Origin of the sequence: Blautia sp. NSJ-175 (genome assembly GCF_022867815.1) — a bacterium.
Classification (GTDB): Bacteria; Bacillota; Clostridia; order Lachnospirales; family Lachnospiraceae; genus Blautia; species Blautia celeris.
In genome coordinates this window covers 1-23584 of record NZ_JALIFQ010000023.1, presented here as the reverse complement: position 1 = coordinate 23584, position 23584 = coordinate 1, and the positions used below count along the sequence as shown (strand labels likewise).

The window sequence follows — 23584 nt, the reverse complement described above, 5'->3', positions numbered from 1 at the left end:
TTTACCTCCTTGTCTTATTTCTTTTTCTTCTTTGGGAATTCCAGATGGAATCTCGGCTTGCCATCCTCCAGTGTGAGTAACAGATCTGCATCAAATTTCATATCTTTCTTTTTAGAATACAGACCTTTTACATGGGTACAAGCCTTATCAAGAAGTTCTCTTGCCATCTTTTTATCCAGATTTTTCTCCATGCTTCCCAAGAAACGGTTTTCTTTCCAAAGGGCAAAATCACACTGACGGTTTGAGCAGTAAAAATTCTGTTTGCCCTCGAAAACATCACAACCACAGACCGGACATTTGCCGATCACTTCCCTTGCAGTCTGGAATCTCCTGCGTTCCTCTTCCGGTATCTCCCTGCATACCTCTAAAATCTTACGGACAAGAGAAGTAATCTCTCCCATAAACTGAGTATCTGTAATCTGTCCCTTTTCCATCATCAACAGCTGGTTCTCCCATTCCGCTGTCATTACTGCTGATTTCAGATACTCTGGCATGACCTTTACCAATTCCTTTCCCTCGGTACTTGGCAATATCTGCTTACCCTTTCTCTGTGCATAACCGGAAGAAACCAATTTTTCAATGATACTTGCCCTTGTTGCCGGAGTCCCCAGCCCTTTCTTTTCTGTTTCAGAATCAAACTCCTTATTACCGGCTGTTTCCATTGCAGCAAGGAGCGTATCTTCATTGAATGGTTTCGGCGGAGAGGTATAATGTGTGGTTTTCTCTGCTTTTACTGGAAAAAGCCTCATTCCTTCTTCATACCCAGCAGGAATCGAAGTCTCTTTTTCCTTTTCCTCCACTGGTTCCGCTTTGACACACAGCTGTTTAAATGCCTTTTCTACTTCCTTAAATCCCATCTGTACTGGAATCTTCCCTCTGGCTTTAAAATCATGTTCCTGGCACTTTACCGTAATATCTGTCTGCTCATACAGATATTCTTCTCCAGTTGCCTGTACCAGCTGCTGACAGATCAGCATCATCAGATTCTTTTTATCTGCCGGTAAATCAGCAATTCCTTTCTCCACGACTTCTTTTGTCGGAAGAATCGCATGGTGATCAGATACCTTTGCATTGTTGATTACCCTTTTTATGCCATGCCCCAACTGTCCATAATCTACAAACGAAAGTAATACTGGCATTTTTTCTACCAGTTCCTCTACCGAATCTTTCATATCCTCCGTTACAAACTGACTGTCTGTTCTTGGATAAGTAACCAGCTTTTCTTCATATAATTCCTGTAGCATATCCAGTGTACGTTTCGCTGTATATCCAAAGTAACGGTTGGCCTCTCTCTGCAGGCTTGTCAGATCATAAAGTTTCGGTGGAAATGATTTCTTACGTTCTTTCTTCATCTGTGTGACCACAGCGGTCGAACCATTACATAACGCTGCAAGCAGCTCCGCAGCTTCTTCATTTGCAATGTTCTCGGAAACTACTGTAAGTTTTCCATCTGTCAGTGCTACCTTATAAAACGCTTCTTTTTGAAAATGCTCGATCCTCTCCTGCCGTTCTGCAAGCATGGCAAGGGTTGGGGTCTGTACCCTGCCCACAACCAATCGTTTAAAATATCTCGTGGTGTATGCTCTGGTTCCATTCATTCCAATCAGCCAGTCAGCCTGTGCCCTGCACACCGCAGCCATACAGAGATTCTTATATTCTTCCTCACTTTTCATTGTCTGAAAACCTTTCTGAATGGCGGCATCTTCCATCGAGCTGATCCACAGACGTTTCACTGGTTTCCTGCATCCGGCAAGCACATACACCCTTTGAAAGATCAGTTCTCCTTCTCTTCCTGCATCACAGCCATTGACCAGATACTCCACATCACTTCGATTCATCAGAGTTTTTATGACTTCAAACTGCTTCTTTTTATCCTTGGAAACTTTCAGCTTCCATGCTTCTGGAAGGATTGGCAGATCATCAAACTGCCATTTTTCATATTTCGGGTCATATTCCTCTGGCTGTGCGTATTCTGCCAGATGTCCTAAGCACCAGCTGACAATACAGCTTTCTCCCTCCAGATAACCGTCCTCCCTCTTATAAGCGGACAGATTTTTCGCATAACTTTGTGCTACACTTGGCTTCTCTGCGATCACTAAAAATTTAGACATAATCCTTTCCTTTCTACCAAAAAAGGCAGCCAAGATTTCTGGCTGCCCCTGTCCTTATTACTGTTTCCATCTTTTAAAAACGCTTATTCTTCTTTTTCATCGTCCTCTTCATTTACATACGGACCGTCTGAAAATTCAAGCTGTTCACTTACATAATCTTCGTCCTTACTGCGTCCATGTTTCTTATAGACTGCGATTCCTGCAAAGCCTAAGATTGCTGCAACTACGATAGCTGCAAGACCTTTCACATTCATTCCGCTTTTCTCTTCTTTCTTCACTTTGGTTTCCTCCTCTGCTGCTGGTGTAGTCTCCGGTGTGGTTTCCGGAATCACTACGGTTGATTCTTCAGTTTCCTTGTCTTTTTCTGTTTCATCCAGAAATTCTGCCAGATCGTTCTCATCAACCAGAGACATCATATATACGTTCTCTGTATTACTGGAACGGTCAATGACCATGTAAAAAGTATTCCCCTTTTTCGTCTGGATAGTAAGGAACTGTTTTGTATCATCATTTTCCTTATCATCTACAAGCTGGGCATTTCCCGGTGTAGAAAAAGCAGAATTATTACTCTCTCCGGTAACTCTTCCCGTATCCTCTGCTTTCTCCGTATCTTTATTCTTTTCTGTTGTTGTCTCTTCCACCACCGCTGTCGTTGTATCTTCTGCCGGTGGATTTGCATTTGCATAAACAGTAGCAATGGACGTTCCCGAAATCATTGTTACCGCCATAGCAATTATCAGAAGTTTCTTTACCACTTTATTCCTCATCGTCTAAAACCTCTCTTTCTGCCACCTGCCCCACAGGTGGTCTGTTATCGCTTTCTTTTTGGGGTGTCTCCTTGGTATCCTCCACTGTGATACCGCCGTCCTCATTCATCTGAATCGTAACGGTTCCTTTCTGAATCCCGTCAAGCAGTACCAGTAACTCCCGGCTGTCCAGTTTCATAGAACGGAAAGATTTGATGATCTCCACATCTTCCATCTGTTGTTTTAATGTATTCTGCCGTTTCAGATGTTCCTGCAGCTCTGCGATCTTATCCTCTGTCTTCTGAATATCATCCAGAATCTTTTTTAATTTCATGTTCATCTGCCTGTCACCTCCTCTAATGCAGACGACCAAATGCCATAAAATGTTCCTGCCAGTAGGCACTTGCAATACTTGTGTATTGCACTGGCTTACCACAATGAATCATCATGTTATTGCCAACATAAATTCCAACATGACTCGCTCCACTTGTGTTATAAGTGCCCTGGAAGAAGATCAAGTCTCCCGGTTTTGCTTCCGATGGAGATACCTGCGAACAGTGAGAACGAAGTCCGTCAGCAGTACATCTTCCAATATTCCATCCATTTCCACAATTATTGATAACCCAGCTTACAAATCCGGAACAATCAAATCCACTTGGGGAATAACCACCCCAGACATAAGGAACTCCCAGATATTTCTCTGCTTCCCGGATCATCTTTGCAAACTGTGGATCAGATAAAGCATCTGCCGGTATGGTATAACCAAAGCCTCCGCTTCCGGTGGGTATGCTGTTTAAGTCAAACAGGTAATCACGATTTCCATAATATTTGTTATATGCATCGTATCTTTCCTGTTCTTCTTCCGTCATGCGGCTTCTCAATACGGTATCCAGATTGCGGTTTGTCATCGTCACATCCAGACGGTTTACTTCTTTCGTTGTCGTAACCTGCACTTCCTGGCTTCCATTGCTGTCTGCTATGTATGCCTCCCATGTCTGGTGCCCATGTGCGGAAGCTGCTGCATGATTATCATAATAAACATCAAACTGAACACCATATCTTGCAAAAGCTCCGGTATCTTCTACTACATATTCCACACCATTCATAATGACATGGGTTCCCATCGGTACAAAAGGATTCGATGCATCTACTGCGATCGTATGATTAGCTGTCGGCATCGCACCGCTGGCTGTCGGTCCTCCACTCCACTGCCCACAGCAGATGGAGCAGTTACAATACCCACTGGTGACAACCTGTCCCAGTGATTCTCCTACCCGGACTGTCTTTGTTTCGGTAACTGTCTCCCTGGTAGAATCTGTCGTAATCCCATACTGCTGGCGGAAAATGGACTCTATCTCCTCTGCTACTTCATCATAAGTAAAACCACCGTATTTAACTGTCAGATAAGAGATCAGCTGATATGGATTATGACCGATCTCATCAATCTGGTACCGGTATGCATCGTAATCCGGATGCGTGGATTCCATCTGATTGATCTGCGTATTTAAGGCTTCTTCTAATGCCCGGTATGCATTTTCAGCGGCATAAATGTCCTCATCTGTACTGGAATAACTGGTGGAAATAATGGCAGACGAAGCTCCCTGCAGGGATGCACTGCAGCTGGTAAAACTTGCTGCAATCAAGACAAAGATCAATCCAAAAATAGCAACTGTAGCAAAAATCCCACGATTTTGTGCCACAATCATTTTGACTGCATCTTTTGCTTTCTCTGTAAATTTCTGTGCTGAAGTGATCGCTGCATCCTTTGCCTTTTTACTCTGCTTTGCTGCCTGATACTGTTTCTGATAACGTTTCTTCTGGAACAGCTTTTGCAATGCAGATTTTCTTTTCTGCTCCGCTTCCTTCTTCACCATATTTTTTGCTTCATTTCCATAAACAGATTCAAACATCAGCCTGCTTTTTTCTGCTTCATCAAGAACGCTTTCTTTCAGTCTTTTTGACTGTTCCCTCCTTTGCTTTAAGCGTTCCCTTGTATAAATGGATTTTCTTGCAAGGTTTTCTCCTGCAAGCTCTGCCCGGTGTGCCCCTTCTACCGCAGCATTATCATCTTCTGCCTCATGGGTTTTCCAATGAGCCGCCGTAGCCGCAGCATCTTTCACGGCAGATGCAGAACTTCGGATACCGATACCGGCTCCATGTACCATGCCATCACTTTCATCGCCAAACGATAATCTGGAACTCTTTTTCCGCTGTTCTTTCAGCACACGTTCCCGCTTCGATTTGCCTTTGATCTCCTCCGAAAATCCATCCAGAGACTCTTCTGCCACTTCTGAAGTTTCCCTGTACCGGGCAGCTTCTCTCTTTGCCGTCTTGCTTTCTTCGGACGCCTCCTTTTCCTTCCGTCTTTCTTTTGACGCATAATCTCTGACCATCTTTTTCTTACGGAGATCCCGGCTGTCTGCAACCGTTTCCAGATAAGCCCGTTCTCCCCTTGGCTGTCCACGGATGCTCTCACTGCGAAATGCGGATTTCGTTGCAGCTGTGCTTTCATCGGCTACTTGTTCCCCATCCAGTTCTCCATCTATATCTTGTTCTGACTTCTCATCCAGTACAGTTTCTCTACTATATCTGGCTTTTGGGGAACTCTTCTCCGGATGTTCTGTTTCCCTTTTTTCATTGCTATGCTCACGCCTTCTCTTACTGAAATCCAGTTCATCCTTTTTTTCACTACGGGAAACCTCTGTATCCATGTCCCGTCCAGTGATCCTTTTTTCTTCTTTATTCCGAAGATTCTCTTCTCTAAGACCATCACGGCTCATCTTCTGGACGGTTTTATCTCTCGCCTTATACTCATGCTCCTGCAAATCTCACCATCCCCTTTACTGTTTACCTGTTATTCTGCTTTATCCTGATAGTTCTCCCATTTTTCCAGTACCTCATCTGCCAGTCCTGCAATGGAATCTGTCAGCTTATCTGTAAGCCTTTCACTCAATGTTCCTCTTGCAGCCAGACAGGAAGTAATCCCCATAAAGTCAATCAGTTCCGCTAAATACAGCAGATCATCTAACATCTCGCCAAACACCTCCTCCCCGTTACTGTCCTTTCCTTTTTCTAAAAGTTCTTTATAATTGTCTGCACAGATCCTCTCTGCAAATACACAGCAAGGTTCTCCATTGCATCTCTCAAAATTCGTATAATCTCTCATGTAGTAATCCTCCATTTCATTTTTGGGCAGAAAAAAGGCCGGAAATCCTTTCCGGCTCATCCCCTGCTTTTGTTCTATTTTGTTTTTTATATTTTTTAATCATCTCTTTCTCCGATACCAAGTTTTTTACGCTTCTCTACCTCATCTGGCTTAGAAGTCATCAACGCATACAGCATCAGAGAATTATCAAATTTATCCTTAAACGGGATAATGGTACTGCCATAAAAGACCAGTCCCTCACCTTCTCCACTGTTGGTAACATAAGAAAGCTGATGTGGTGAAATGTTCAGCTGCTTTGCAAGAATCTGCCTGTCACCGGATGCCTGGTTTAACATCAGGATAAAGTCAGAATTTTCAAAGATATTTTCTATCTCACGGCTGGCAAGCAGGTCTTTTACATTCTGTGTGATACCCGTCGGAATACCGCCCCATTTACGGAATCGCTTCCAGATCTCCACGCTGTACGAAGCTGTCTGCTCTTCTTTTAAAAGCAGATGAAATTCATCAATATAATATCTGGTACTCTTATTCGCTGAACGGTTAATCGTTACTCTGTTCCATACCTGATCCTGTACGATCAGCATACCAAGTTTTTTCAGCTGTTTTCCTAAGTCTTTGATGTCGAAACATACCATGCGGTTATTCAGTTCCACGTTGGTTCTGTGGTTGAATACTTTCAGAGAACCGTTAACGTAGATTTCCAATGCAGTCGCAAGACGCTGTGCCTCCTGCTCCTTCTGCTCACGGAGAAGATTATATAAATCCTCTAAGATCGGCATCTTTTCCGGTACTGGGTCAGAAAGAAAGTCCTGATACACCAGACGTACACAACGGTCAATAACTGTTTTTTCTACCGGCTCCAATCCATTCTTCCCACCAACTACCAGCTCACAAAGAGACAGGATAAAGTCAGACTTTAAGGAAAGTGGGTCATCATCATCTGCGTAATCCAGATTGATGTCCATCGGATTGATATAATCATGGCTGGTCGGTGAAATGCGGATAACCTGTCCATGAAATGCCCGGAACAACGGATAATACTCTCCTTCTGGATCGCACACGATAATGTCATCTTTTGTCACGATAAATGCGTTGGTGATCTCACGCTTTGCCGCAAATGACTTACCGGCACCCGGTGTACCCAAAATCAAACCATTCGGGTTTTTCAGTTTCTTTCTGTCTGCCATGATCAGGTTATTGGACAGGGCATTTAAACCATAGTAAATGGATTCCCCGCCCATAAACAATTCCTGTGTGGTAAATGGAACAAAGATTGCCGTAGATGTTGTGGTAAGTGCCCTTTTGATCGGCACAAGATTCATAGCAAGCGGCAGGCAGCTCATAAGCCCCTGCTCCTGCTGATAATCCAGACGCTTCAATGCACAGTTATATTTCTGTGCAATACCGGCAGTCTGGAATACGACATTTTCAAGCTCCTGCTTTGTCTCTGCCGTATTTAAAAACAGTGCCGTTACAAGGAACATCCTCTCATTCCTGGACTGTAAATCTTCCAGAAGTCTCTTGGCTTCTCCACCATATGTATTTAAGTCTGATGGGATAATGTCCATGTCATATCCGGCACGGACTGCCTTTTTCTGCTCCTCAATCTTCATCCGGTTAATATCGGTCACCTTGCTCTTTACCAGCTTGATCGCTTTCATCTGGTCAATGGACTGGATATGGAAATTCACCATAAGGTTACTGTCCATCTCCAAAAACTCTGCCAGCATCTTGTCCGTAAGCTCTGGTGCAAGAATCTGAAGATAAGAAACGGCTCCTATCGTTCCACCCATCTGAAAGTCTTTTCCATTCTTAAATACGAAGCTGGTCGGTGCGATATAATCCTTTGTGCTAAGACCTGTCCGAAGTACCTCATCATAAGAAAAATGGAAAGGGACTTTACTATCCTGATTGAATGTCTCGTACATGATCTGCAGCCTTTCGGCTCCATTCAACGGATACGCCGTTACACCAAGGATCTTGAAGTTATTCATAATATCCGACTCGATACGTTCCAGCTTCGGTCGTGCTTCCCGGATATTCTCTGCTTCAATACCAAACGTAATATACTTGGTACGCATCAGACCATTATTTCCTTTCGCCAGCTGATTATTAAGCATCTGTGCAAACTCCATACGCAGATCATCAAACTCATCCTCCTGCGGATTGATATGGATAACCTTTTCATACTCCGCCATGTTGCTGTGCTGATTGATAAAGGAAAGCTGAAAATGAATCGTGCTGTCAAAATAATTTAAGAAGTCACACCAGTTTTCAAAGATCGCATTTTTATCCTCATTCTGAGCTAACTGGTAGTTGATGTCATAAAAACGGATGGTCTTGGAATAAAATTTATCCTGCACCCTGCAGATACCATCTCTCCCCATCTCATGATAAGGAATGGACTGCTGTGCTGTAATCCGTTTATCTTTGGCAGCATTTGCCACTTTCTTTTCTGTGGTACTACCTTTTCCTCCCGAAACCTTCTTCCCTTCTGTCTGCTGTCTCGGCGGTGCTGTAGCTGAACTGCTCTTTTTCTTCTTTGCACTTTTCTTTGCTTCACGCATTGCCTGTTTCTCTGCTTTTGCCGCAAGCTTCGCTTCTTTTTTCGCATTTTTCTTATCTGCTTTTTCATGCTCTTTATGAAGTTTCGCTTCATATTTCTGTGCCCTTTTCAAAGCCTTCTTTTCCCTGCGGGTCAGCTTTCTGTTTGGTCGGCGTACCCCTCTCTGTCTTTCCAATGCTTCATAGCCTGTTACCATTGGCTCACTGTGCAGTCTGCCGCTTACCGGCTTACTGCTGTCCGCCGGTTCTGGAATATCTTCTCCACCATCCTCTTCATCCAGCCAGTAATCATTTGGATAACGTTCTTCTTCCAATCTCTGCGGTGGCTGTCTATCGTTTTTTCTTTTTAACACTCTTCTGTCCTCCCTTCTTTTTTCTGACCATGATAAATTTCTTCTCATACAGATTTTCCATCTGATACTTCCGTACCGGAGGACGGATAAATTTCACGGTGATCATATTTTTCAAAACCTTTTCTAACGGAAGTCCATCCTTTTCATACATGGCAAATAAAAATGCCGGAAGCATCAAAAGGCACATCCCTGTCGCTGCATTACTGTAACCGATGATCCCTCTGGTAAGGAAATAAAATGGTACTCCCACTGCCGCCGCAATCCCAAAACAGATCAGCTGCCGTTTGGTCAGGTTGAAGATGATCTTATTTTTGACCTTGGTTAAGTCTTTAGGTACTGATACAAATGCCATTGCCAATTCCCCCTTTCTTAGTGAGCGTTGAAGATACTACGGGCAAAGTTTCCTGTTTTCATCAAACTGAAACAAAGGATCACCGTGTATGCCATCACGCCGAACAATGCAGAATGTATGTTATCGGACATCTGGATATTCGCTACTAAGACTGCGTAAATTCCTACGCAGACCATCATAAAGAATCCCTGAAATGCCAGTGCAAACAATCCACGAAGATAGTTGTTTCCAATCTGCCCCCATTCCCGGTTAGACATGGTTGCAAATGGAATAGCTCCAACGGACGAATAGAGATAGATTTCAATCATACGCCCATACAAAATCACTGTAATAAAGACTGAGATAACCTTCATACACAGGCTCACAAGCATCGTTTCCAGTGCCAGTATGACAAGTTCACCGATTTCCATAGATTCCATTGCCGTTTCCATCGCGGTAATCATCGTATCTATATTGATCGCTGTATCGGAACTGATGACACCAGCGGCCCGGCTCACTACTGACTGCCCGACATCAAATACCGCCATGGTAATCGTAAATGTATGGCTGACGATCCAGACTGCCACCCACATCTTGAAAAAATATTTAAAGAACATCCATGTATCAATGTCATGCATATTGTTCTTCTCTGTTAACATGGAAATCAGCTCATAACAAAGCACAAAGGTAATAATCATACCGGCAATCGGTACAATGACCGAATCGGAAAGATTTTGTATCATGCTGAAAATGTTCCCATTCCAGCCCTGCGGTGTCTGCCCAACCTGAGCAGCAATCTGACCGGTCTTTTCATTGACATCGGTATACATTGTTGTCAGGTTGGAACTTACCATGCCTGTCAGAAGATTCCTCATCCATTCTTCAATCGCTTCAAATATCCGATCCATGAGTCATCTCCCTCCTAAGTTTCTCAGCTAAACAAACCGGAAAGTAACGGTACAAGCTGGGTGCCGATCAAAACAACACCGCCTCCCGCCATCAGCTGCTTAATCCCCTGGGATTTCGCACCCGATAGCGATAGGTAATCCTTTGAAGTTATCTCCGGATTTTCCCCCGCTCCACACCGTGCATGCGACTTTCACCGCACACGGCGCTCCATCGAATTCAGCCGTCCAGGGCTTTTAAACACAACTTACACACTTCGTTACAGCATTAAATTCAAAGAATAATAGGTGGCATTTCTGCCATAGAACGAAGTTTGTTAAGCTTTTCTATTTGTTTATTGTCAAGATTTAAGGATTTCAGGTACTTCTCAATCGTAGGTTCTGAAGAAGCATGGATAAGGATATGAACCGCTTTGCTGACAAGAATAAGATTTGCGTATTCATCCGAACCGCCATTGCTAACCGGCACTTTATGGTGGCAATGAATATCGTGGGAATCCATCGGAATTCCTGTCACTGCACATTTACCATACTGTGCCGCATACAAAGAAATACGGTTATCCGCATATTCAATGGTTCTGCCCTTTACAGGATTTCTCATCAGCCATAACATTGTCGCTGTGTCGATTGCAAGATTCTTATGAATCTGTTCCCGACCTTTGACCGTATATTTATTGATGGATTTCCTTTTATGCTGGGCATTCTTTGACTGGACATATCCCAGTGGGACCACCGGACGTCCATGAAGGAACCTCATCTGTCTGCTTGCTCCATACTTTTCTTTAATGAACCCATTTCTGAGCTGTCCCTTTTTGGATAAGTCGCCTTTCAGTCTGTTTCTGAGCTGTTTGTTGATACTGAAGGCAAGTCTGCTGAAGTCATGAGATACTTCTGTAGAAATACAATAGTATTCATGAAGTCCGGCAACTACAGAGTTGTATTTCTGAAGCTGCATGAACTGAGCATTATCATCTGACGAATGAGCCAGTTTCTTTACTTCTTCCGAGACTTTTTCATGAGCCTTTTTGTATGCTTTATCGCTCATATGAGACCGAACTACATATTTCTTACCCTTTTTACGGACTTTCAGTTTGAACCCGAGAAAATCAGAATACTGTCTTTTGAGATTAACTACTTTGGATTTGTCAGGGCTGATTTCCAGCTCCAGCCTGTCCTTTAGCCATAACTCTGTTGCCTTGTATGCTCTGACAGCATCCTCATGTGTTGCGCAGAAAATTTTAAAATCATCTGCGTACCGAACTGCATGCATCTCTTTTAGTCTGCTCCGACGCAGAGCCCTGTAGGCGTGGCTCTTAATCTCTGTTCCCTGCGCATTGCTCCTTGTTTTGAATTTTGTCTTTGTTGGCATCTGCTCCCATTGTGAGGCAATCCACCAATCCAGTTCATTCAATACGATGTTTGCAAGCAATGGCGACAAAATACCTCCTTGCGGGGTACCCCGTGCGGGATATGTTTTCTTCCCATTTGGCAGAACAACAGGTGCTTTCAGCATCTCTTTTATAATGCATAACAGCTTTTTGTCCCGGATTCCCAATGCCCATATCTGACGAATCAGCTTTGTATGGCTGATATTATCAAAGAAGCCTTTAATATCGAGGTCAACCACATGGTACAGATGCTGTACCTGTATCAGCCTCATGCATTGCGCAATAGCAGTCTCAGCGGAACGGTTCGGGCGGAACCCGTTGGAGTTCTCACTGAATTTTGCTTCACATATCGGCTCCATGACCTGCAAAATACATTGCTGTACGATCCGATCCACGATAGTTGGAATTCCCAGAGGTCTGGTCTTTCCATTGGGCTTTGGTATCTCCACTCGCCTTACGGGTCGTGGATGATAATTACTGAATTGTTTCCGTATGAGACGGACGTATTCTTCCTCGCTTAACTTTGCAAGGTCGGCTATCGTCCTTTTATCCACTCCCGAAGTATCACTTCCTGTATTCTTCTTTATCGTTCTGTATGCAAGCTTGATATTTTCTTCACTCTCGATGATTTCCATCAGATGGTTGAATGTTTTATCTTTCTTACTTTCTGCATACAGCCTGTCAAAAGTACCCTCCATGTCGTAATACTCTGAGTTGCGGATTTTTCTCTGTTTACTTTTCCTTTCTTGCTGCCCCGAAGTCAACACAGGCATCCTCTCCCTTCGGTTTGGATTTTCTTTGTCATACTCGAAGCTGTGTTTGTTGTGTTTTCATTTTCATTGCTGAATTCGACTTGTGGCTATCCCTCCACCGCTTACTTATTCACGGCTTCACAGGTACTGTGCCACTACTCTCACTGGAATAAAGAATGGTTATTGCCCTCTCGCGAAGGTATTCCCATCCACCACATCACTGGCTTGCAACCGCCTCCGTGTTCCCAGCTTTCCACGTTCCGATATTCCTATCATTGGATATCTTTAGGTTCTTCCTCTAAGCCTGTATCTGGTCATGCATAACCGCACCGCCTGTAACGATGCATGGACTTTCATAACAACCAATTTTACTCGCCCACAGATACCACCATGAAAGGTGTACTGCCTTTCGACAGCATCAACGTTTAGACTCGTACATTCAGAATTTCGTCAGTATTTTCATACATTCTCACCATGGATATCCGACCCCCGGCATATAGGCAACACCATCCATCTCTGGACAGCTTTCGTGTCTGGTCTGAAAACCAGTCTTACGGTTGCTCTCTGCCGACTTCACCGAGCTCTATAAACTTTTGGAGAGAGCCGTTGCATGCTCCCCGCCATTCGGAGTATCAGGGTGGCGCTTCGGGACGTTACCCCCTCATTTCACCCATCGGAATATCAGTTCTCCAAAGTTTCGGGCTACAATTGCCCTTCGACTTTGTGCGTAAGCTTTTCACTTACGAACGTGTCGCACGATTATCGTTTCCGTAACCTTCCAGCAGGTTGATAACACCCCATACTGCAAGACCAGCTCCGATCGCTACTACAAGAGTCTGTAAAATATTAATTGCCTGATTAAAAAACGCCATAGTCGTTGTCTCCTTTCAAATCATTGCTTTTTATCAGTTTCTATCTATGTTTTAAGAAGTCTCTTCCGGCTCTGCCCTTATGGGCGGCCTTTCATGATCTCTCAAATCCATCACCTCCCTATAAGGGCAAAGAAAAAGAGCTATGTGTCCAAATCTTTCACATGCCCTGCTTCCTTGTTTTCTGTATTTAATTCTTCTGCCAGACTTTCCTCTGAAAAGGCATACAGGTCAAACTCCTGTGTCCTTGTCAGCTTCACTTCCATCCGATGCCGCATATACGCCTCCACATCAAATTCATTTTTCTTATCATAGTCCGACAATTCCTTGTATCGTTTATGCTTGGTAATATCAAACTTGTCACTGAAAAACGGTCTGACACCTCGAAGCTGCAGGATACATTTACTGCCATCCATGACCGCAAGCTCGTCCCGGCTCATCAATTCCTTTCCTGTTTTCTGATAATTCATCCCATAAGAACGGCTCTGTCCACGGGTATCAGAAGTGTTGTATAAATCAATCGTTTCCTTTCCCAGTGTCTCGGAAATCTCCTTTAATGTAGAACTTTCCTTGCCGCCAAGGAACAACATCGTATCGCAGTTACCTAAAATAGTTTCAGCAGCATCTTTATAGATGGTCTTGAGCTGTGACTGCGACTGGAGGATAATGGATGCTGAAATCTCACGGCTACGAATAGTTGCGATCAGCTTGTCAAATTTCGGGATTTGTCCGATATTTGCAAATTCATCAGCTAATATTCTGACATGATATGGTAATCGTCCATGGTGTACATCGTCTGCCCTGTCACATAACAGGTTAAATAACTGGCTGTACATCATTGCCACAACAAAGTTAAACGTATCATCGGTATCTGAAATAATGATAAACAATGCTGTCCTCTGATCTCCTACCATATCCAGTTCCATTTCATCATAGCTCATGATCTCACGAAGCTCCGCAATATCAAATGGAGCAAGTCTGGCTCCACAGCTAATCAGAATCGACTTCGCTGTTTTGCCGGCGGCTAATTTATATTTCTTATACTGACGTACTGCAAAGTGTTCCGGTTCTTCTTTCTCCAGTTCCTCAAACAGCATATCTACTGCATTTTTAAATGTCTCATCATCTTCCCTTGTTTCCGATGCGTTGATAAATTCAAGCAGCGTTGCAAAGTTCTGTTCCTCCTCCGGTGCTTCATACCAGATATAGCCAATCAATGCACAGTACAGAAGCCTTTCTGCCTTCGTCCAGAAATCCTCACTGGACTTCTCCCCTTCCCCTTTGGTGTTTACCATGATAGTATTCACCAGTTTCAGAATATCTTTTTCTGAATGGATATAGTGGAACGGGTTATAATGCATACTCTTGGAAAAATTGATCGTATTCAATACTTTCACTTTATATCCATGCCGTACCAGCATCTTTCCGCACTCAATGATGATCGTTCCCTTGGGGTCCGTGACCACATAACTGATATATTTTCCCATCTGCATCAGATTTGGTTTTACATAAAACCGGGTCTTTCCGGAACCAGATCCGCCAATTACAATCACGTTCTTGTTCCTTGCAAATTTCGGATTCTTGGGTCTGCCGTTCATAGTCAGCCGTTCGGTCATGGTAAGGAGAATATTGTTCTCAAATATTGGGTCGATAAAGGGTGCAATGTCTTTTGCTGTCCCCCATCTAGCCGAACCATACTCCACTCCCTGCCGGAACTTTTTGGCATTTTTCCCTTTTAGATAAACCATGAGCTTCACTCCCACGGCTCCGGTCAACCCAACCAGCAATTCATTTTTATGCATACTTGGAAGAATCCTGCTAAATGCCAGCTGGAAATTCAAGATCAGCACCATCAGTCTTTCTATCATGGAATTACCTGCACAGTATTGATACAACCATGCCAGCTTATTTCCCACATAAAAAATCATGATATACGGAAGATTCAGCAGAATGATCCGAAGCAGCTTATGTACATCCACCGGCGGTAATCTCTCCAAGTATCCTTTTCCTACACCAAGCAACTTCTGTAATCTGCTCATAATGACGGCTCTTTCTCCTTTCCTTTTGTTTTCTCCAGTTCTCTGTGCTTTTTAAGCGACTTGGAAATCGCCTGCTGAAGCTTTTTCCTTACAGATGGCTTTTTATCCTTGTTCAGCGATTGTCCTGTATATTCTTTAAAAGCCGCAGTCATTACATCTGCATCTCTGGCTTTAAAGAACACATAATATCTTGGCGGATCAGCGTTCACATCTTTTTTCAGGCTGAAATCAATGCTGTACTTTTTGGCTACACGCTCAAACGATTTGATATTTCCATCCGTGATCTCAATATTGGAAAGCTGTACATTCTGCTTCATCAGCTTATCCATACTCTGCTTTCCCTTATAGGTTTTATCCTCTTTATCCTGCTTAGGCTGTTTCTGCCCCTGCAGCTTTTGTTTCTCCTGTTCCATCTTAGTAAGAGCTTTTTTCATTGCTGCCTTTAACAGATTCGCAGTAACCTTCCCACATCGGATACAAAGCGATACGGTTTTTTCATTTACTTCATCCTGCACTTATCTCACTCCTCCTTTCCTTATTCTTCACTGTCACCATACATATCGTGCTGTACCAGTGCGGAATAATAATTGCTGATCGTAAGTGGTGCGTTATATAAAACTGTCAGTAAATACTGCCGGATATTGATTACCTTACTGGTGTTCTCCTTCAAGCATTTCAGGACAAACCGGATGTGTTCAGAATTTAGTTTCAAAAACTGACTTTTAACCACATCCTTTGGCTTTCTGTCCCCACCTATCCGTATCATTTCCTGTTCGGAACAGACAGTATCCACAATCAGTTCCACAATCTCGTTCAGCATATCCCGGTTATACACATCAACCAGATATTCATACCCAATGTTAGTCAAGATCATCTGGTGGTATACCTCTCTTTCCATTCGTTTCCTGTGCATTTCTTCACTCTCTTCAGAATAGAAAGAAAGATACTCAGTATCACTCCTATCAGTGTCACTTATTTCAGTCTTATTATCCTCAGTATCATTACCCGGCATTTCTGACATATCCGTACCTGTCATTTTGGCATTTCCAGAAATGTCATTTTGACGTGTCTGGATATTCCTTTTATACATATCCTGTTGCGTACATTTGCGTACATAAATCCTATCCGGTCTTCCTAACCCCTGCCGTATCCTCGTAATCAATCCAATTCCTTTCCGACTGTCAAGCTCTGCTAACAGATTCCCTACCTTTTTCAAGCCACATCCCATCATGCCGGAGATCTGCTCCTGGGAAAAATAGATATATACCTTTCCCTCTTCATCCAGCCACCGGTTCTTTATAGATAGCTGCATACGGTCAAGCAAAAGTCCATAAAGCAATTTCGCTTCACAGGAAAGGCTCTTAAACTGCGTATTGGTAAAAAGGACTTTAGGCACACGGTAAAAAGAATAGGACTCCGCTTCTTCACCGTAATGATACGGAAATTCATATGTATTATCCTGTGTTCCGATGTTCCTTCACTTCTTTCATAGCCTTCACAATGCAGTAACCCAGACAGGGAGTATGTTTTCCATAAGGACAGCCTTCACATGGCTCCCAGTGAGTTACCTTCCTGCGAAGTGGCGGAGAAGAAATACGATAAAAACATTCTTTCCTTTTGCATTTCTTTCTCCCTGCACTAAAGAAGTAACAATACGCACAGTCCGAAGGCTTATCACTTGCATACCCTACTTCTGTCATCTTCCTGCTCCTTTCCTTCTCTCAGCTTGTTATACTGTTCATCGGATTCCTTTCCAACTCTTATGCAGCAGTATAAAACAAACCCATATACCAGGAATACGATAATCCCTGCAACGATCAATACTGTTTTCATCCCATTTCTTCTCCCTTCACTTTTTTATCAGTATTGGCAAAAAGGGCATCTATGAAACACTTGTCCATAAATGCCCTCTTCCTCTTTAAGAAATCTTAGGATCTCTTATTTTTTCTTCTTTTTGCGGAGAATCACAGTACCTCCGACTCCTGCCATTCCAACTCCTGCAAGCAGGATCCAGAAAAGGATCGGTGTGTTATCTCCTGTCTTCGGTGAAGTAGATGTCTTTGTTGTCTCAGTATCTTTTGTTTCTGGTGTTGATGTTGTTTCTGGTGTTTCTGGTGTTTCCTCTGGAGTCTCTGTTGGTGTTTCCGTCGGCTTCACTTCGTCCTTCATCACTACTTTCTGAATCTCTCCTGTATCTTTTACTGTAAACTTCACATCTTCTGCTACCAGGTATCCATCCGGTGCAGTCTCTTCCCGAAGTGTATATTCTCCAATCGGAAGCATTTCAATATAGTGTGGTTTTTCCTCAGATGTCCAGCTCTCTACTGTCTTTCCATCTTTATCAAGGATTGTCAGTTTTGCTCCTGGCAGTTCCTTACCAGAAATATCAGTCTTGGAAATCTGCACTTTTGTCACATCATCCTTCATTTCCACCTTCTGTACCTCACTGGTATCTTCAACCGTAAAGGTAATGCTCTCTGCTGTAACATAGCCATCCGCTGGAAGTGTCTCTGTCATGGTATACTTCTTACCAACTGTCAGTTCTTTAATGATATGTGGCTCTTTTCCGGAAGTCCATTCATCCACGGTATTTCCACTTTCATCGGTCACTTTCAGTTTTGCTCCCTCAATCTCTTTTCCATCCGTCAGAGATGTCTTGGTAAATTCTACGGTTGTTGCCTCATCTTCAAAAGTAAACTCATAGGAAAGAGTCTCTTTTTCAGCCCCACCATACTCAAAAGTAAACTCCTGTACCTGATCTGTGGTCGCAAATCCCTGTGCTGGTGAAGTTTCCTTCACATAGTAGGTATGACCAAGAGGAAGATCCGCAGTAAAAGTCAGTTTTCCATCTTTATCTGTAGCCTGTTCCTCAATCACCGTATCCGCTTTCAGGATTACATCACCTTTTGCATTGACAATATCATCCTTATTGCACAGAGCAAATACGGCTCCTTCCAGTACACGGTCAGAATCTTTCGCTTTTTTCAGCACTTTCACTTCTGCCTTCTGACGTTTGTTCTGCCAGTCCGCAGAGTAAGTAACTTCCGCAGTATTCTGATCACGGTAAGTCAGGTCAACCTCACGGGTTTCTCCATCAAGAACATAACCGTTTGCTGTCTCTTTCTCTTTGACATAGTATTTGCCAAGAGGAAGATCAGTCAGTTTTGCCACACCAGTCTCATCCGTTGTAATGGTTGCTACCAGTGCATCCTTTTTATAATAATCCTCACTCTCACCATCAGCCGCTTTAATATCCTCTAAGGCATAAACTTCAAAAATAACCTCTTTCAAGGAACCAGAGAAATATTCAAACAGGTGCTTAATCCAGCCACCAACGGAATCCAGTACAGATACTTTGTCCAGGAACTCACCTTTTTTATTGATGATCAGTGTTCCAGTCGGTACGTCATCTTTCATTTCCACCTTCTGAATTTCTGCAGTATCCTCCACAGTAAATGTGATTTCTTCTGCCATCAGATAACCATAAGGAGCCATTTCTTCACGAAGTGTATAAGTCTCCCCTGCAGTCAGTCGTTCAATCAGATGTTCTTCCCCTTTTACAGATTTCCATGTATCTACCACATTTCCATCTTTATCAAGCACTGTAAGAGTGGCACCAGAAAGTTCTACTCCTGTAGTAATATCTGACTTCTTGAATGTTACTTTTGTTGGCTGGTTCTTAAATATAGATTCCAGTTTTACCCCTTTCACATCCTGTCCCTGATATTTCGCAGTTACTTCCAATGTCTCAAATGAAGATACATAACCGGCAGGAGCCGCAAGCTCTTTGATATAGTAGCTTCCGAATGGAAGATCCAGTTCAAATACTGCCTTTCCATCTTCATTGCTGACTGCTTTTCCAAGCAGAGTGTCTGCTTTCACAGCTACTTCTCCATGAGCAAGAATATCTTCCTTTGCATAAAGTCCAAATTCTGCACCTGCTACAACCGTCTCATTCTCAGCATCCTGTTTTACCACGGATACCTCTACTTTCTGACGGTCATTCTCAAAAGCTGCTGTCTGCTCGATCACTGGTGTTTTCTGGTCTTTGTAAGAGAAAGTAACAGTCTGTGCCTCTTCGTTTAACACAAATCCCTCTGGTGCTGTCTTTTCGACAACCTTATACGTTCCAAGCGGAAGGTCAGCAATCTGAGCCTTTCCGTCTTTATCGGTCGTAACCGTTCCCACTAATGCTCCAGAAGCATATTCCAGAATACGGCTGCCCTGGTCATCTTTCTGGAAATCTGCTGTGTAAATGTCCTCAGCTGCATATACTTCAAAAACTGCACCTTCCAGATTTTCTTTCTGGTAAGTGAAATCATCCTTAAATCCATTCAGAACTTCACCCTGCTTTACAATGTTCAGTTCCCCTTTGACCGGATGGTTTTCATAAGCGATCTCAATAATGACATCGCCAGAAGTTCCGTCCATCTGATATGCAGTGTTGGAATCTACATTCACCTCATAGTAATTCTCATTCAGAGTATATCCATAAGGTGCGTTTACTTCCTCAATGCGGTAATGCCCGATTTTAAGATTCTGCGGAAGGATCAAATATCCCTGCTCATCTGTAAAATAGGATTTATGTTTTACTGTAGTCGGATAAGTCGTTACCTGCTCCACATATTTCTCAGTGTCCATGTTGAAAATCTTGAACTCTGTATTCTTCTGAAGCACTGCTTTCTTTGTCTCGTCATCCTGTTTGATGATTTTCAGCTTCGCTTCAAATTCTTTATCCAGCATCACTCTCCACACCTGCGGAGTGCTTGGATGGTTCTCTGTAATCTGTACAATGAAATCATCTACCGGAGTATAGTTATGCGGAGTTGTTGTCTCACGGACAATATATGTTCCATAAGGAATTGCAATACTGCAGGCATAACCTTTCTCGTCTGTAAAAATTTCCGTTGCACTGTTTTCTCCGATTACTACTGGTTTGGCAGAATCAAAATCATAGCTGCCATCTTCATTTACTTTCAGGGAAGATACCAGATAAGCGGTAAATCCTGCCCCTTTCAGTAAGTCTGCATCGGTCTTTCCGTTGTTCGCTGCTTTAATGATCTGGAATGGCTGTTTCATCACCTGCTCCAGAGACAGACAATCACGTTTTACTTCTGCTACAAGGTCACCCTCGTAATTGCAGACCAGATCATGTTCTTCCTCATCTGCCAGATAACCGGTTGGAGGAGTGATCTCTTTTACATAGTAATTGCCAAGATATAATCCATCCACAGAAGCCTGTCCATTCTTATCTGTCGTAAGAGTGGCAACCTGTTCTCCTGCTTTATAGACCACACCAGTCGCACCGTCCGGATGCACAATATCCGCACGGGCATAAAGTCCGTACACTGCTTTTTCCAAAGTGGCATCGCCCTGTGGAACTGCCTTTTTGGTTTCCTTATCCTGCTTCTGCAGAGAAATCTTAGCTGTCACACGTTCATTTTTGAATGTATGCTTAAATGTCTGTTTTGCCTCTTTATCATTTGTATATGAGAAAGCAAACGTATAAACATCTTCTGTATTTCTCACATAACCTTCCGGAGCCTGCACTTCCTTCACATCATAAGAAAATCCAAGTGGCAGGTCTGCTGTAAACTTTGCTGTACCGTCTGCTCCTGTTGTCGCTTTCTGGATCAGCGTACCTTTCTTCACAACAACTGCACCATCTGCATTGGTAATATCACTTGCAGAATAAAGTCCAAAGATTCCTCCATCCAGAGGATTTTCTGTATCTTTATCCTGTTTTGTAACAATCACTTCTGCTTTCTGTCTGTCGTTCGTAAAAGTTGTCTCAGAAAAAACAACATCCACATTTTGTCCGGCATAAGAAAGAGTTACCTTCTTCTCCTCTCCGGCATTATAAAATCCTGTCGGAGCCTGCTTTTCCTTTACAACATATGTACCAAGATGCAGATTTTTAAGAACGATGGCACCATTTGTATCTGTTGTCAGATTCTCTTTTACCAGATCTCCCTTACTGTAAACTTTTGTACCGTAGGCAGTTTTAATATCTGCTCCGGCATACACATCGTAAACCGCACCTTTCTGTCTGCGTTTCTCATACTTAAATGTTGTACCGTTCTCTGTCACATCTGCACCAACCAGTACCTCACCTTCTTTATAAACGGTAAGCTGTCCCAGCTGTTCTTCATCTGAAACTGTAACGGTTGTAGTCTTGCTGACTTCCAGTTTCACATTGTAAGCAGTTGCATTGATACGGTATCCGCTTGGAGCTGTAATCTCTTTTAGATATATGGTATCCTGTGTCTTAACGATCTGCACAGACGCTTCACCATTTGCATCTGTTGCCGGTAACTTTGTGATCAGCTTCGTACAGTTTGCATCGCTGTATAAGCCAAACACCGCCCCGGACAGCTTCGCATTCGCTTTGGCATCTTTCTTAATCACCTTAACGCTTGCATACTGTACCCAGGTTACTTTAAAGTCCACATATTTCTCATCATCCACACCTTCACCAAATACCAGTGCTAAGTCCTGTGAACCTGACCCTGTGCTGATCTTATAAGCAGAATAGTCTTTGGTTACGCTTCCTTTCATCGTAGCTGACCAGCTTCCTGCAACATCCTGCACCTGTGTCAATGGTGCTGATAAATAAAACTTCGTTCCACCACTGATCTCTACGGCTTCCCCGGCTTTACTTGTCTTTCCGGTTGTTACATTATGAAGCTTCACGCCACTTGGAAGTTTCATCGTGATACTCTGTAGTTTGTCTGCCTTAAATGTAATCTCCTTTGTTCTCTGGCTGCTGCCATCTACATAAGCAGTTACATTTGCATCCGAAAAACTCATATCGACATCCGGGATCTCCGGCTGTGAAATACAGTAGTTATACAGTTTCATAGCAAGTGTTTTTGCTTTGCTGCTTGCTCCGGAAAAAGCGGAATCTCCACCATTTGCATAAGATGCAGCAAGATGAACCAGAATAAATCTGGCACCTGCACTTAAATTGCCATAACCGTTCTCTTCTGTAAAGAATCCTTCATCACCTGCCGCCTTCGTTCCATAATAGCAAACCTTAGCCAGTTTCTTACCGTCACTCAGCTTTGTAATATCGTATGTTCCGGTTCCAGGACTGGATTTCTCCGGCTGGATACAATAAGCGGTTGCGGAAACATTTCCGAACTTCACGGTGTACTGATACGTCAGATAACTTCCATACCCATAATCAGAATAATGATAGCAGTTTCCTCTGGTTACTGTTACTTTCTTGGTGCTTCGGCTTGATGCTTCCCTTGCCATAAAAGTAACCACTTCCCCTTCTTCCATTGAATAAAGGTCAATACCACTATCCTCTGCCTGATCCATTACTTCAGAAACAGTTAATCCAGACTCTTCATCTGTTGTGACTTCCTCCTCTTCTGCCAGATCTGTTACTATTTCCGTCTGCCCTTCTGCATCGGCATCTTCTTCCGCATTACCAGAATCTTCTGTCTCGCCAGCATTTCCTTCACCGACGGTATTTTCAGAAGTATTTGGTTCTGTCAGCTGTTCCGTTTCCGGCTCTTTTACGGTTACATTTCGGCTGATACGATAAGAAGGATTTCCACTGACCGGTTCTACCTTATAAACTGCTTTATAGGTATCTGCCTGGTATGTGTCAAAATCATCTCCTGCTTCATTCTTCGCTTCATACAGCTCTACTTTCACTTTGGCATCATTGATTCCTTCAATACCGGAAAAATCCACCTTAATGTCAAAATCAGAACCATAATCAATGCTGTAATCATTGGCAATTAAAATCTCATCCTCAGCCAGTTTATCTTTCACTGTTTCCAGCTCCGGATACTGTGCTTCAAAAGACGATGCTGCCTTTTCCGGTTCTGCTGCATAAGCAGTTATTGGCTGTGCCACAGCACTTGCAATCGTAATAACAGATAATACGCCAGACATTACTCTTTTCAATGTCCCTTTCATTCTCAATACCTCACTTTGCTTTATTTTTTCTGTTACCGGTTTACAGGCTTTCACCTGTCTGATACAATCAAATCATAGGCATCACCCCATTTTAAATTATTTGTGCCAAAATCATTACTGATGACAGCACAGTCATACGCCGGAACCTGCAAAAGCAAAAGCTCCGACGCATGGTCTACTGTCATCGCCCGGCGAACCGGGCATAACAAAAATAAGGATTGAGCATTTCCGATCAGAAGAGAACTTCCACTGGCCGCAAAATGCGTAGCTGAGCTTTCATCCTCTCCTGACCTTTTATTCAGTTATCAACGAATCATGAAAGCTTATCTCAGCCTATAATGAAAATAGGATACTGACTCCACTACTTTTTTCACTTCTCTTTTTGCCTTACAATAGTCTTAGGCAGGATTAAGTTTGATTGCAC

14 protein-coding genes and 3 pseudogenes are annotated in these 23584 nt (G+C 43.1%); all 17 read right to left on the bottom strand.

From position 1 onward, the window contains the following. Positions 1 to 14 precede the first annotated feature (14 nt). Complete coding sequence (locus MUB35_RS24850) at positions 15 to 2111, bottom strand: DNA topoisomerase 3 (protein ID WP_117456761.1); 2097 nt, start codon at positions 2109 to 2111, stop codon at positions 15 to 17. Positions 2112 to 2194: 83 nt separating this feature from the next. Beyond that, on the bottom strand, positions 2195 to 2878 hold the full coding sequence (locus tag MUB35_RS24845; protein ID WP_244807003.1) for a CD1107 family mobile element protein: 684 nt from the start codon (positions 2876 to 2878) through the stop codon (positions 2195 to 2197). Beyond that, positions 2868 to 3197: a DUF4315 family protein gene (locus MUB35_RS24840; protein ID WP_117456759.1), complete on the bottom strand. Its 330-nt coding sequence runs from the start codon at positions 3195 to 3197 to the stop codon at positions 2868 to 2870. Before MUB35_RS24840 ends, MUB35_RS24845 begins: the two co-directional genes overlap by 11 nt. 16 nt (positions 3198 to 3213) lie before the next feature. Continuing rightward, on the bottom strand, positions 3214 to 5682 hold the full coding sequence (locus MUB35_RS24835) for a C40 family peptidase (protein ID WP_244807002.1): 2469 nt from the start codon (positions 5680 to 5682) through the stop codon (positions 3214 to 3216). Positions 5683 to 5711: 29 nt separating this feature from the next. Beyond that, entirely contained in the window at positions 5712 to 6023 is a 312-nt protein-coding gene (locus MUB35_RS24830; RefSeq protein ID WP_055056584.1) for a hypothetical protein, read from the bottom strand. A gap of 95 nt (positions 6024 to 6118) precedes the next feature. After that, on the bottom strand, positions 6119 to 8941 hold the full coding sequence (locus MUB35_RS24825; protein ID WP_055056583.1) for a VirB4-like conjugal transfer ATPase, CD1110 family: 2823 nt from the start codon (positions 8939 to 8941) through the stop codon (positions 6119 to 6121). Continuing rightward, entirely contained in the window at positions 8919 to 9293 is a 375-nt protein-coding gene (locus tag MUB35_RS24820; protein WP_244807001.1) for a PrgI family protein, read from the bottom strand. Before MUB35_RS24820 ends, MUB35_RS24825 begins: the two co-directional genes overlap by 23 nt. Before the next feature lie 17 nt (positions 9294 to 9310). Then, the gene (locus MUB35_RS24815) at positions 9311 to 10180 is read right to left on the bottom strand and encodes a VirB6/TrbL-like conjugal transfer protein, CD1112 family (protein ID WP_244806999.1); all 870 of its coding nucleotides are present in this window, start codon (positions 10178 to 10180) and stop codon (positions 9311 to 9313) included. A gap of 23 nt (positions 10181 to 10203) precedes the next feature. Then, positions 10204 to 10302: pseudogene (locus MUB35_RS24810) on the bottom strand (Maff2 family mobile element protein); the annotation flags it as partial. A gap of 149 nt (positions 10303 to 10451) precedes the next feature. After that, the gene (ltrA, locus tag MUB35_RS24805; protein ID WP_244806998.1) at positions 10452 to 12338 is read right to left on the bottom strand and encodes a group II intron reverse transcriptase/maturase; all 1887 of its coding nucleotides are present in this window, start codon (positions 12336 to 12338) and stop codon (positions 10452 to 10454) included. A 722-nt stretch (positions 12339 to 13060) separates the two neighbouring features. After that, a pseudogene (locus MUB35_RS24800) lies at positions 13061 to 13189 on the bottom strand (Maff2 family mobile element protein); the annotation flags it as partial. Positions 13190 to 13329: 140 nt separating this feature from the next. Beyond that, positions 13330 to 15225 carry a VirD4-like conjugal transfer protein, CD1115 family gene (locus tag MUB35_RS24795; RefSeq protein ID WP_209293313.1) on the bottom strand — a complete coding sequence of 632 codons (1896 nt, stop codon included), beginning with the start codon at positions 15223 to 15225 and terminating at the stop codon, positions 13330 to 13332. Beyond that, positions 15222 to 15740 carry a PcfB family protein gene (locus MUB35_RS24790; RefSeq protein WP_187002769.1) on the bottom strand — a complete coding sequence of 173 codons (519 nt, stop codon included), beginning with the start codon at positions 15738 to 15740 and terminating at the stop codon, positions 15222 to 15224. Before MUB35_RS24790 ends, MUB35_RS24795 begins: the two co-directional genes overlap by 4 nt. Before the next feature lie 20 nt (positions 15741 to 15760). Next, the gene (locus MUB35_RS24785) at positions 15761 to 16138 is read right to left on the bottom strand and encodes a DUF6017 domain-containing protein (RefSeq protein WP_244807027.1); all 378 of its coding nucleotides are present in this window, start codon (positions 16136 to 16138) and stop codon (positions 15761 to 15763) included. Between the two features lie 282 nt (positions 16139 to 16420). After that, a pseudogene (locus tag MUB35_RS30925) lies at positions 16421 to 16621 on the bottom strand (replication initiator protein A); the annotation flags it as partial. Positions 16622 to 16899: 278 nt separating this feature from the next. Continuing rightward, positions 16900 to 17058 carry a hypothetical protein gene (locus tag MUB35_RS24775; protein WP_167338125.1) on the bottom strand — a complete coding sequence of 53 codons (159 nt, stop codon included), beginning with the start codon at positions 17056 to 17058 and terminating at the stop codon, positions 16900 to 16902. Between the two features lie 105 nt (positions 17059 to 17163). Beyond that, entirely contained in the window at positions 17164 to 23160 is a 5997-nt protein-coding gene (locus MUB35_RS24770; RefSeq protein ID WP_244806997.1) for a SpaA isopeptide-forming pilin-related protein, read from the bottom strand. Between the last annotated feature and the right edge of the window lie 424 nt (positions 23161 to 23584).

Coding starts and splice junctions, on each gene's coding strand:
- MUB35_RS24850 (WP_117456761.1), bottom strand. CDS start 2,111: ATGTCTAAATTTTTAGTGATCGCAGAGAAGCCAAGTGTAGCACAAAGT.
- MUB35_RS24845 (WP_244807003.1), bottom strand. CDS start 2,878: ATGAGGAATAAAGTGGTAAAGAAACTTCTGATAATTGCTATGGCGGTA.
- MUB35_RS24840 (WP_117456759.1), bottom strand. CDS start 3,197: ATGAACATGAAATTAAAAAAGATTCTGGATGATATTCAGAAGACAGAG.
- MUB35_RS24830 (WP_055056584.1), bottom strand. CDS start 6,023: ATGAGAGATTATACGAATTTTGAGAGATGCAATGGAGAACCTTGCTGT.
- MUB35_RS24820 (WP_244807001.1), bottom strand. CDS start 9,293: ATGGCATTTGTATCAGTACCTAAAGACTTAACCAAGGTCAAAAATAAG.
- MUB35_RS24815 (WP_244806999.1), bottom strand. CDS start 10,180: ATGGATCGGATATTTGAAGCGATTGAAGAATGGATGAGGAATCTTCTG.
- ltrA (WP_244806998.1), bottom strand. CDS start 12,338: ATGCCTGTGTTGACTTCGGGGCAGCAAGAAAGGAAAAGTAAACAGAGA.
- MUB35_RS24795 (WP_209293313.1), bottom strand. CDS start 15,225: ATGAGCAGATTACAGAAGTTGCTTGGTGTAGGAAAAGGATACTTGGAG.
- MUB35_RS24785 (WP_244807027.1), bottom strand. CDS start 16,138: ATGCACAGGAAACGAATGGAAAGAGAGGTATACCACCAGATGATCTTG.
- MUB35_RS24775 (WP_167338125.1), bottom strand. CDS start 17,058: ATGAAAACAGTATTGATCGTTGCAGGGATTATCGTATTCCTGGTATAT.
- MUB35_RS24770 (WP_244806997.1), bottom strand. CDS start 23,160: ATGAAAGGGACATTGAAAAGAGTAATGTCTGGCGTATTATCTGTTATT.